Below are 12,401 nucleotides of genomic sequence, written 5' to 3'. Positions count from 1 at the left end.
CATGACCCCCCTGTCGTACGCGCAGCGGCGAATGTGGTTCATCAACCGCTTCGAAGGCCCTTCCTCCACCTACAACATCCCGCTGCTCCTGCGCTGCCACGGCCCGCTCGACACCGTCGCGCTGCGGGCGGCGTTTCGTGACGTGATGGTGCGCCACGAAGTCCTGCGCACGGTCTTCGGGGAGACCGACGGCCAGCCGTACCAGCGTGTTCTCGACCCTGCGGAGATCGACCTGCCCTGGCAGGACTGGGGCCGGGTGGCCCCCGAGCGGGTGCCCGGCGTCGTGGCGTCGGTGAGCGGCAGCTGGTTCAACCTGTCGACGGACGTGCCGCTGCGCGGCTGCGTCCTCCAGAGCGACGACGAGGAGTTCCTGGTCGTCCTGGTGATCCACCACATCGCTGGCGACGGCGGCTCGCTGGCCCCGCTCGCACGTGACGTGTCGACGGCCTACCGGGCCCGGGTGACCGGCACGGCACTGGACTGGCCCGAACTGCCCGTGCAGTACTCGGACTACGCGCTGTGGCAGCAGGAAATGCTGGGTGACGAAAATGACCCGGACAGCGTCGTCTCGGTGCAGAGCGCCTATTGGCGCGAGGAACTGGCCGGTCTGTCCAAGCCTCTTCCCTTGCCCCTGGACCGGCCCCGTCCCGAGGTGGCGAGTTTCCGGGGCGGAACGGTTCCGGTCGGGTTGTCCGCCGAACTGCGCGCCGCCACTGAGAAGTTGGCGCAAACCAATGGTGTCACGACGGCGATAGTGCTCCAGGCCGCCTTGGTGGTATTGCTGCATCGTCTGGGAGGAGGCAAGGATGTGACCGTCGGCTCGCCGATCGCGGGCCGTACGGAGGAGGCACTGAGTGAACTGGTGGGCTTCTTTGTCAATACCTGGACGCTGCGCGTGCAGGTGACCGCGGACCGGACCTTCGAGTGGGTGCTCGAACAGGTACGGAAGAAGGCGCTTGCCGCCTACGATCACCAGGATGTGCCGTTCGAGCGGCTCGTGGAGCTGCTGCGGCCGGAGCGGTCGACCGCGTACCACCCCTTGTTCCAGGTGGTGCTGGCGTGGCAGAACAACATTGCACCGCACCTGGACCTGCCGGGTCTCACCGTAACGATGGAACCGCTGCCCACCGGCAGCGCCAAGTTCGACCTGTTCTTCAACCTGGCGCCGGACGACTCCACCGGCTCCGTCGTCGGTGAGATCGAGTACGCCACCGATATCTTCGACCGCTCCACCGTGGAGGACATCGCGGCACGGTTCGTGGCCGTTGTCGAAGAGGTCGTGGCCGACCCGAGGACCACCGTCGCCGCAGTGGCCGAGGCCGGGCCCGGCCGGTCCGGCGACACTCTCGACGCCGCCGAGCGCCACAAGATCCTCGTCGAGTGGAACCACACCGCCCACCCCGTCCACTGCCCGGGACCGGTCCACCTGCTCTTCGAGGAGCAGGCCGCACGGCGCCCGGACGCCACCGCCCTGCGCTGGGCCGGCGGCACCATGACCTACGGCGAGCTGAACCGGTGGGCCAACCGCGTCGCCTGGGACCTCAAGGAACGCGGCGTCGGCCCGGAGACCGTCGTCGGCGTCGGCGTCCCCCGTGGGCCGGCCATGATCGCCGCCGTCCTGGGCGTGCTCAAAGCGGGCGGCGCCTATCTGCCGCTCGAACCGGCGCTGCCCGCCGACCGCGTGGCCGGCATGCTCGCCGACGCCGGGTGCTCCCTCGTGCTGTCCACGCCGGACACCGAACGCTGGTCCCTGCCGGACGGCGTCCGGCTCGCCGAACTCGCCGACGCCCGGTCGCCCGGCGCCGACCACGATCCGGAGCCGGCCGCGGGACCGGACAACACGGCGTACATCATCTTCACCTCCGGCAGCACCGGGAAACCGAAGGGCGTCGCGGTCACCCACCGCCCGGTGCACAACCTGCTCGACTGGTGTTACCGCACGTTCGCGTTCGGCCCCGACGACGTCGTCCTGTGCGTCACCTCGCTCGGCTTCGACCTCTCCGTCTTCGACATCTTCGGCCTGCTCGGCTGCGGCGGCGGCGTCTACATCGCGGACGCCGTCCAGCAGCGCGATCCGCAGCTGCTCCTGGACGTCCTGCTCACGGAGCCGATCACCTTCTGGGACTCGGTGCCCACCACCCTCAACCAGGTCGCATCCCTGCTCACGGAGGACGGCGGGTACGAGGGCACCGACGACCTGCGCCTGGTGTTCCTCTCCGGTGACTACACCCCGCTGGCGCTGCCCGACGAGGTCCGGCGGGTGTTCACCGGCGCGGAGATCGTCAGCCTCGGCGGCGCCACCGAGGCGACGGTGTGGTCCAACTACTTCCGGGTCCGGGAGATCGACCCGTCCTGGCGCAGCATCCCCTACGGCCGTCCCATCGACAACGCCCGCTACTACGTGCTCGACGACAACATGGAGCCGTGCCCCGTCGGCGTCGAGGGCGACCTGTACATCGGTGGGGACTGTCTCTGCGTCGGCTACGTCAACCGGCCCGAGCTGACCGCAGAACGATTCGTCCGTGACCCGTTCAGCGCGCGTGAGGGCGACCGGCTGTACCGCACCGGCGACCGCGCCAGCTTCTTCCCGGACGGCAACATCTGCTTCCTCGGCCGCGCCGACAACCAGGTCAAGCTGCGCGGGTTCCGCGTCGAGCCCGGCGAGATCGAGCACGCCCTGGTCCGGCACCCGGCCGTCCGCCAGGCCATCGTCACCGCCCGCGAGGACCAGCCCGGCGACCTGCGCCTGGTCGCCTACGTCGTCCCCGACACCGGCGCCCTGCCGCCCGTCGGCGGCACCGACGACCAGGTGGGGGAGTGGCAGGAGGTCTACGACCAGACCTACTCCGACGACGGCGGACACGGATTCGGTGAGGACTTCACCGGCTGGAACAACTCCTCCACCGGTGAGCCGATCCCGCTCGACGAGATGCGGGCCTGGCGCGACGCCGCCGTGGAAGGCGTCCTGCGCTGGTCACCCCGGCGCGTCCTCGAACTCGGCGTCGGCACCGGACTCCTGCTCGCGCACATCGCCGGCCGGGTGGAGGAGTACTGGGCCACCGACTTCTCCCGGGCCGTGATCGACCGGCTCGGCGACCAGGTGACCCGGGCCGGCCTGACCGACCGGGTCCGGTTGCGCCACCAGGCCGCCGACGATCTCACCGGACTGCCCCGGGGCGGATTCGACACCGTGGTGCTCAACTCGGTCGTGCAGTACTTCCCCGACGAGCGCTACCTCGCCCGGGTCCTGGACGGCGCCTGGGAACTGCTCGCGCCGGGCGGCCGGATCGTCCTCGGCGATATCCGGCGGGCGGCCTCCCTGCGCACGCTCCAGACGGGCGTCCAGCGGGCCAAGCACCCCGATGCGGCACCGGCCGTCCTGCGCACCGCGGTCGACCAGGCCGTCCTGCTGGAGAAGGAACTGGTGGTCGACCCCGAGTGGTTCTTGCGCTGGGCAGACGGGGCCGGGGCGGCCGGAGCCGACATCCGCGCCAAGGACGGCATCCACCACAACGAACTGACCCGGCACCGCTACGAGGTCGTGCTGCACAAGCCGGGCACGGAACCGGCGGACGCCCCGCGACGGCTCGACGGCGTCCCCACTCTGGCCTGGGAGGGCGACCTGGGCCGGCTCGCCGACCGCATGGGCGACCGGCCCGAGCCGACGGTGCGGATCACCGGAATCCCGAACGCCCGCCTCACCGAGGAGGCCGCAGCGGCCCGCGCCCTCGGCGTCGACGGCTCCGCCGCGCCCGAGCTGCCGCCGCTCGACCCCGCCGAGATACGCGCCTGGGCCGCCCGGCACGGCTGGGACGCGGTGCCGACCTGGTCGGCCGACGCGGTCGACCTGCTCGACGTCGTCGTGCTGCGCGACGGCCCGGCGGCCGGCACCCCCCTCACCGGCACGTACCTGCCGGCCACCGACGGACGCACCCCGGCGAACGCCCCCGCGGCCGCCGCCGCCGTCACGGCACTGCTGCCCGGCCTGCGCGGCCATCTGCGGGAGACTCTGCCCGAGTACATGATCCCGGCCGCCATCGTGCCCATCGCCGCCGTGCCGCTGACCGACAACGGCAAGCCCGACCGGAGCGCCCTGCCCACGCCCGACTACACGGCCGGTGGCGGCCGGGCCCCCGCCACACCGCAGGAGGAGTCGCTGTGCGCGCTGTTCGCGGCGGTCCTCGGTCTCGACCGGGTCGGCGTGGACGACAACTTCTTCACCATCGGCGGCCACTCGCTCCTGGCCACCCGGCTGGTCAGCCGCATCCGGGCCGAGCACGGCGTGGAGATCCCCATCCGGGCCGTCTTCCAGTCGCCCACCGTCGCCGAACTCGCGGTCCACCTGACCACCCTGAATCACCTCCGCGCGCCCCTGCGGCCCCAGGTCCGGCCCGAACGGCTGCCCCTGTCCTACGCCCAGCAGCGGCTGTGGTTCATCCACCGCTTCGAGGGACCCTCGGCGACCTACAACATCGCGTTGGCCCTGCGGATGCGCGGCGCGCTCGACGCGGCCGCGCTGCGCCGCGCCGTGCACGACGTCGTCGTGCGGCACGAATCGCTGCGCACCGTCTTCGGCGAGGCGGATGGGCAGCCGTACCAACGGATCATGCCCCCGGCCGCGGTCGAGGTCCCGTGGGAGGAACGCGAGGTCACCGAGGCCGAACTGCCCGGCGTCCTGCGGGCGGCGGCGCGCCGCCCGTTCGACCTGGCGGCCGAGATCCCGCTCCGCTCCTGGCTGCTGCGGACCGGTGAACGCGAGGCGGTTTTCCTCATCGGCGCGCACCACATCGCCGCCGACGGCTGGTCCGCCCTCCCGCTCGCCGAGGACCTCACCACCGCCTACGAGGCCCGCCGCGCGGGCCGGGCGCCCGACTGGGAACCGCTTCCCGTGCAGTACGCCGACTACACGCTCTGGCAGCGGGAACTGCTGGGCGACAGTGAGAACCCTGGCAGCCTCTACCGGCGGCAGCTGGACTACTGGACGACCCAGCTGGCCGGCCTGCCCGAGACCGTCACGCCCCCCACCGACCGGCCCCGGCCCGCCGTCGCGTCGTACGCCGGCGATCTGGTGCCGCTCGCACTCGACCCCCAGCTGACCGACGGCGTGCGCCGGATGGCCCGGGAGTCCGGCGCCACGGTGTCGATGGTGCTCCAGGCGGCCCTCGCCGCGCTGCTCACCAGGCTCGGCGCGGGCACGGACGTGCCGATCGGCTCACCCATCGCCGGACGCACCGACGAGGCGCTCAACCGGCTGGTCGGCTTCTTCGTCAACACGTGGGTGCTGCGCGCGGACACCTCCGGTGACCCCTCCTTCGCCGAACTCGTCGGCCGGGTCCGCGAGAGCAGCCTCGCCGCCTACGACTACCAGGACATCCCGTTCGAGCACCTGGTCGAGGTGCTCAACCCGGCCCGCTCGCCCGCCCACCACCCGCTCTTCCAGGTGTGCCTGGCCCTCCAGAACAACACGCGGCCGGAGTTCCACCTGGCCGGCCTGACCGTGACCGAGGAGCCGTTCTCCCTCGGCACCGCGCGCTTCGACCTGTTCATCAGCGTCACCGAGCGGGACGAGGAAGGCGAACCGGCCCGCATCGAGGGCTTCGCGGAGTACGCCACCGAACTCTTCGACGCCGGGACGGTCAGGGCCCTGCTCGACCGCTGGCTGCACTTCCTGCGCCAGGCGGTCGCGGCGCCGGACACGCGCATCGGTTCCGTCGGTGTCCTGACCGAGCACGAACGCGCGGCGCTGAGTGCCTGGGGCGGCCCGGCCCGAGACGCCGGGTTCGAGGCCGACACCCTTCCCGAGCGGTTCGCCGCCGCGGTCGCCGCGACTCCGGACGCGACCGCGCTGGTCTCCGCGGACGGAACGCTCACCTGGACCTACGCCGAACTGGACCGCTGGGCCAACCGCCTCGCGCACCACTTCCGGGCCCGCGGCGCCCGCCCGGCCGACCGCGTCGCGCTCGTGATGGAACGCTCGCCGCTGCTGGTCGCCGCCATCCTCGGTGTCCTCAAGGCCGGTGCCGCCTACGCGCCGGTCGACCCGACCTACCCGCCCGAGCGCATCGACTTCGTGCTCGCGGACCTTGATCCGGCGGTCACCGTGGACGAGGGACTCGCCGAGGAGGATCTCGACGGGCTGCCCGACTCGCCGCCCGAGGTGGAGGGCGTCGGCGAGCACGCCGTCGCCTACGTGATGTACACCTCGGGCTCCACCGGCCGCCCCAAGGGCGTGGAGGTGACCCACCGCAACGTCGTCGACCTCGCGCTCGACGGCTGCTTCCGCACCGGCGCCCATCGCCGCGTCCTCGTCCACTCGCCGCACACCTTCGACGCGTCGACGTACGAGATGTGGGTGCCGCTGCTCGGCGGCGGCACGGCCGTGGTGGCCCGCGCCGGCCAGCCGGGCACCGCGGAACTCGCCCGGGTGATCGCCGAGCGGGGGGTGACGGCGCTGTGGCTGACCGCCGGACTGTTCGCCGTGATGGCCGAACAGCACGCCGAGTGCTTCGGCGCCGTCCAGGAGGTGTGGGCCGGCGGGGACGTCCTGTCGCCGACCGCCGTCCGCGCGGTCCTCGACGCCTGCCCCGGCGTCACCGTGGTCAACGGCTACGGCCCGACCGAGACCACCACGTTCGCCTCCCGGCACCGGATGACTGCCGCGGCGCAGTGCACCGACCCGCTGCCCATCGGCACCCCGATGGACGGCAGTCGGCTCCTCGTCCTGGACGACCGGCTGCGGCCGGTGCCACCCGGCGTGGTGGGCGAGCTGTACATCGGTGGCGACGGCGTGGCGCGCGGTTACGCGGGCCGCCCGGGCCTGACCGCCACCCGGTTCGTGCCCGACCCGTCCGCACAGCCCGGAGCGCGCGTGTACCGCACCGGCGACCTGGTGCGCTGGGACACCGCCGGTCGCCTTCACTACGTCAGCCGCAGCGACGACCAGCTCAAGCTGCGCGGCTTCCGCGTCGAGCCCGGCGAGTTGGAGGCGGTGCTGCGCGAACAGGACGGCGTGGCGAACGCGGTGGTCGCCGTGCGCCGGGACCGGCTCGGCGAACGCCGCATGGTCGCCTACGTGGTGCCCGACAGCATCGCGTCCACCGGCCGTGACGCCGCCGAACAGATCGGCGAGTGGCGCGAGGTCTACGACACCATGTACGGCGGGACAGAGGTCGCCACCGACACGGTCGGCGAGGACTTCACCGGCTGGAACAGTTCCTACACCGGCCGTCCCATCCCGCTGGCGCAGATGCGGTCCTGGCGCGAGGCGGTGCTGCGGCGGGTGCGGTCCCTGCACCCGCGCCGGGTGCTGGAGATCGGCGTCGGCTCCGGCCTGCTGCTCGGCCCGCTCGCACCGGAGGCCGAGGAGTACTGGGGCACCGACTTCTCGTCGCCCGTCATCGAACGACTGCGCACCCAGACCAGCGCCGACCGGCGGCTGTCGGGCAAGGTGACCCTGCGCTGCCAGCCCGCCGACGACGCCGACGGCCTGCCCGCCGGGTACTTCGACACGGTGATCCTCAACTCGGTCGTGCAGTACTTCCCGGACGCCGACTACCTCACCCGGGTGCTCGATCTCGCGATGGACCGGCTCGCACCCGGCGGGCGCGTGGTGCTCGGCGACATCCGCAACTACCGCACCCTGCGCCCGTTCGCCGCGGCGGTGCACCGCTGCCGGCAGCCCGCCGACGGCCCGGCCGCCGTGCAGGCCGCCGTCGAACGCGCGGTGCTCGCCGAGAAGGAACTCGTCGTCGACCCGGGCTTCTTCACCCGTTGGGCCGAGGCCCGCCCGGACGCCGTCGCCGCCGACATCCGCCTCAAGCAGGGCACCCACCACAACGAGCTGACCCGCCACCGCTACGAGGTCGTGCTGCACAAGGCGCCGGCGAAGCCGCTGGACCTCGGGGACCTGCCCGAGGCGGTCTGGGCGTCGGAGGTCCGCGAACTGGCCGACCTGGAGACCGCGCTGGCCCGGCACGGCGGCCGGCTCCGCCTGACCCGCATCCCCAACGCCCGCCTGGCCGGCGAGGCCGCCGAATGGGGCGCTCCCGCCGAGCTGGGCGGCACCCTCGACCCCGCCGAACTGGAGGCGTGGGGCGCCCGGCGCGGGCTCGCGGTGTACTGCACGTGGTCGGCCCGGGCAGGTGACTGCTTCGAGGCGGCCATTCTGCCCGACGTCGACGCCGTCTGCTGCGACGGCCTGTACCGGCCCGCAGACGCCCCCTCGGCCCGGCTGGCGAACGTCCCCGCGGTCTCCCGCCGTGCCTCCCGGCTGCCCTCCCTGCTGCGCGAGCGGCTCGCCGGCCGACTCCCGGAGTTCATGATGCCCGCCGAGATCGTCGTCCTCGACCGGCTCCCGCTCACCGAGAACGGCAAGGTGGACCGGGCCGCGCTCCCCGAGCCGGACCCGGTCGGCGGGCAACACCGGGCCCCGCGCACCCCGCGCGAGGAGGAACTCGCCGCGCTCTTCGCCGAGGTCCTGGGCCTGGACCGGATCGGCATCGACGACGACTTCTTCGCCTGCGGTGGCCACTCCCTGCGGCTGACGCGTCTGGTCTGGCGGATCCACGAGAAGATGGGCGTGGACGTCCCGATCCGCACCGTGTTCCAGTATCCGACTGTCGCCGAACTGGCGGCACAGCTGTCCACCGACGCCGACGCCGACGCCGACTTCGAGGACCCGTTCGCTGTCCTGCTGCCGATCCGCACCGAGGGGCAACAGCCACCTCTGTGGTGGCTGCACCCGGGTGGCGGGCTGAGCTGGCCCTACCTCGGCTTCGCCCGCCACCTGGACCCGGCCTGGCCGCTGTACGGCATTCAGGCACGCGGCTTCGACGGGACCACTGCGCCGGCCGGCTCCATCGAGGAGATGGTCGAGGACTACCTGGGACAGGTGCTCCAGGTCCAGCCGAGCGGCCCCTACCACCTGCTGGGCTGGTCCTTCGGCGGCACCCTCGCGCACGCCATGGCGGCCGAACTCCAGCGCCGCGGACACGAAGTGGCACTCCTGGCGCTTCTGGACGCCGCGCCCTCCAGCCACTTCGCCGGCCTGGAAGCGCTGGACGAGTCCATGGTCCGCCGCTACCTCGCCAACTACATGGGACACCTGGCAGGGATGGAGGAATACCCGTCGCTCGTCACCACCGCCTCCTCGATCTTCATCGGACAGATGGAGCAGATGCGGCGGTTCACCTCACCGCGGTACCGAGGTGACGTCGTCTTCTTCAACGCACTCCTCGACCCGGATACCCACGACAAGCGGGAACTGGCCGAGGACCTGGACGTGCTCTGGCAGGACCACGTCGACGGTCGTGTGCAGCGCATCGACATCGCCTGCGCTCACAACGAGATGTACTGGCCGCGGAACGCGGCCGAGATCAGCCGAACCATCAACCGGATGCTGCGGGCGGCGCAGTGACCCTGTTCCAGCCCGCAGCTGCTGAGACGATATCTGGAGGACACAAGGTGAGCACCAACCCGTTCGATGACGAGAACGGCCAGTTCCACGTGCTGGTCAACGACGAGGACCAGCACTCACTGTGGCCGGCCTTCGCCGAGGTGCCCGCTGGATGGCGCAGCGTCTTCGGCCCCGCCGCGAGACCGGAGAGCGTCGCCTACGTGGAGGAGCACTGGACCGACATGCGGCCGCGCAGTCTCCGGGAGACGGCGAACGGCTAGCGCCGTGCCGCGGCCTGCGGCCTGTTGCGTTTGTTCGGTCGGCGTGAGAACGCCGTGGGCCGGCGATGACAGTGACCACCTGTATGCGTCGACGGGGAGGCGCACGCTGTGCGATGCACGACCAGCGATGTCATGTTCGTCCGATGGCCGGCCCAGACAGACCTTCGGAACCGATGTAGGAGGGACGGCGTACCCCGTCTCCTCGTGGTGGAGGCGGGTGCCCGTCCGCCGGTCTGCAACGACCCCTTCGAGGATTGGGTCCGGGCGCCCATCTCCCGGGACGATCTCGACGCCCGGGTCAGGGCGCTCCAGAACCGGCTCGACAGCCGGCAGACACCCACCCTCGACTCCGCCGGAACACTCACCTTCGGTTCGCACTCGATCACCATCTCCAACGTCCAGACCGAATTGATGGAACTGCTCATCGAGCACTTCGGGGAGGTGGTGTACCGGCACGAACTCTCACAACGGCTCGCGGAACGCGTGCAGAGGCCGACGAGGAACTCGCTCGACCTCCACATCATGCGGCTCCGACGCCGTCTGTCAGCGACCGACCTGGTGATCCGCACGGCCTGGGGCCGCGGTTATGCCCTGGAGGTCGAAGCCCGCTAGCTCCTGTCGTCACACTCCCGCTGCGCCCGGAGGACGGGCCTCGCGGCGTCAGGTGTGTGCTCTGGAAGCCCCGGCCGGAGACCGGGGGAAGTCCCGGCACTGAGCCTCTCACTGGACGTGCTCGGGTCTTAGGGGTGTTTTCACTGTGAGTGTCCGATCAGGTCGCGTGGTCTGCGCGGTGCCAGGCCGCGCGACCCGGGCGGGCACAGTGCGAGGACCCCTTGGCCCGGTGCCGCGAGAGCGCGTATGGCGTCGCCGGGCAGGCGGGGAGTGTGACGGCAGGGGCCGGCCACTCCGGGGCGTTGGGGCCGGTTGCCTCCGCGCGGCCGGGTCACGCAGCGTGTCGGCCTCACCCCCCTGCGGGCCGGCCGCGGCCCTAGCATCTGAGAACTGATCTCAGTCGGAAGAAGGTGCGTCGGTGACGAAGCGGGCAGATCGGTCGACGCGGGACAGTCTCTGGCGGAAGGGCGAGGTCCGGCGCCGGGGGCGCGGCGGGCAGCCCTCCGGGCTGGACCGGGAGCGGATCACCGCGGCGTCGGTGCGGCTGCTGGACGCCGAGGGACTCGCCAAGTTCTCCATGCGCCGGCTGGCCGCCGAACTGAACGTCACCGCCATGTCCCTGTACTGGTACATCGACACCAAGGACGACCTGCTCGAACTCGTCCTGGACGCGGTTTACGCCGAACTGGAGCTGCCCGACCCGGACCTCACCGACGAGGACTGGCGCGAGCAGCTGCGGGGGCTGGCCGGTGCGTACCGGGGACTGCTGGTCCGCCACCCCTGGCTGTCGCCGCTCGCCGGGCGTTACCTCAACATCGGCCCGAACTCGCTCGCGTTCTCCCGCGCGGTCCAGCGGCTCGTCCGCCGGGCGGGGCTGCCCGCGCACGGGGTGACCGGGGCGCTCTCGGCCGTCTTCCAGTTCGTCTATGGCTACGGCACGATCGAGAGCCGCTTCCTGACCCGGATCGCGGACACCGGACTGTCCCCGGAGGAGTACTTCCAGCAGGTCATGTCCCTGGTGGACGAGGCCCCCGGAAGCGCCGAGATCATCCGGAAGTCCAAGGACATCATGGCGGCACGCGGCGGCGACACGGTGGCCGAGATGCTGGACAGCGACTTCAGCTTCGCCCTGGACCTGCTGATCGCGGGTATCGAGGCCTTGGCCGTCCGGAGCTGATGATCTTTCTCGACCAGCCGCGCCGGAAAACCGCCCGTCGCCACTGCCGCCACCGCCGTGGATGCACGTCGGCGGCGGCCGGAAGGCTATGTGTGGTGCACCTTACCGCGCAGCCGGCGAAGTTCCGGGAAGGGCCGGGTGACTCGGCGGGCGAGGAAGTCGACACCGCTCGAGCCGCCGGTTCCGCTCTGCTCCCCGATCATCTTCGACACCAGCGCCAGGTGAGCCACCTTCCAGTGCCAGTACCCGTTCCCCAAGTCCACCAGTGCTTCCGCGAGGCGGTGCAGCACGCCGGACTCCACGCCACGTCGGCAGACGTCGTGCACGGACTGCCCGCGGTACTCGACCGCCGCCGCGAACGCCTCGTAGAGACTGCCCTGGTGGTGACTGTTGCCCAGCAGTGCCGTCAGCCGCCGGAACTGCGCGGACTGCGCGCCGCTCGCCGTGTCCAGATAGGTCCGGAACTGGGCGAAGTACCGCAGTGGCAGTTTCTCCAGCACCAGCAACTGCTGCTGAAGCACTCGTATCAACTCGCCGGACCGCAGGAGGAATTCCAGCCCCAGCTCCAAATCGTGCGGGTCACAGGGCGGCAGGAGCGCCTCGGCGGCGGCGTCCAGATCAGCCGCGAGCTGCTTCAGCCACAGCTCGCAGGACTGGTGGGTGATGATGAAGAACTGTTCGGCCAGGACGACCGCGCGGCCGGCTGTGTGGGGGGCCTGCGGCTCTTGGAGCGAAAGCAGGGTCTCCATGTGGAGATAGTCCCCATACGTCAGAGTACTCAGGACGCCGCCTCCTCGTCATAGGTGAGCTGCCGGCCGCAGCCGGACGATCCGGCGGCGTCCAACGACCCATATTTCTGAGCGTGACACGGGAAGAACCGGCTGATCAGCAATCTTTCGTCTCTCATTCAAGAAGAAAGACCTGCGCAAGAGCTGCC

General features: G+C 71.4%; 5 protein-coding genes. 4 read left to right on the top strand and 1 reads right to left on the bottom strand.

Features of this window, described 5'->3' with window-relative positions; all coding sequences use genetic code 11:
• Position 1 precedes the first annotated feature (1 nt).
• The 4 genes from ACWD1U_RS02915 (at position 2) to ACWD1U_RS02900 (ending at position 11,464) form a co-directional block, all read left to right on the top strand.
• Positions 2-9,415 (top strand): amino acid adenylation domain-containing protein, encoded by a 9,414-nt coding sequence (locus tag ACWD1U_RS02915; RefSeq protein ID WP_451103883.1) that lies wholly within the window; start codon positions 2-4, stop codon positions 9,413-9,415.
• A gap of 47 nt (positions 9,416-9,462) precedes the next feature.
• The gene (locus ACWD1U_RS02910; protein WP_451103882.1) at positions 9,463-9,675 is read left to right on the top strand and encodes an MbtH family protein; all 213 of its coding nucleotides are present in this window, start codon (positions 9,463-9,465) and stop codon (positions 9,673-9,675) included.
• Between the two features lie 204 nt (positions 9,676-9,879).
• Positions 9,880-10,287 (top strand): helix-turn-helix domain-containing protein, encoded by a 408-nt coding sequence (locus ACWD1U_RS02905; protein ID WP_451103881.1) that lies wholly within the window; start codon positions 9,880-9,882, stop codon positions 10,285-10,287.
• Positions 10,288-10,705: 418 nt separating this feature from the next.
• Positions 10,706-11,464, top strand: a complete 759-nt coding sequence (locus tag ACWD1U_RS02900) for a TetR/AcrR family transcriptional regulator (RefSeq protein WP_451103880.1) — start codon at positions 10,706-10,708, stop codon at positions 11,462-11,464.
• Between the two features lie 86 nt (positions 11,465-11,550).
• On the opposite strand, the gene ACWD1U_RS02895 is transcribed toward ACWD1U_RS02900, so the two are convergent.
• Positions 11,551-12,237, bottom strand: coding sequence for a tryptophan 2,3-dioxygenase family protein (locus ACWD1U_RS02895; RefSeq protein ID WP_451103973.1), 687 nt, complete (start codon positions 12,235-12,237; stop codon positions 11,551-11,553).
• Positions 12,238-12,401 lie beyond the last annotated feature (164 nt).

It is taken from the genome of Streptomyces sp. NPDC002788 (assembly GCF_053592115.1).
The sequence above is the reverse complement of the archived record's forward strand: the minus strand, read 5'-3'. Positions and strand labels throughout refer to the sequence as shown.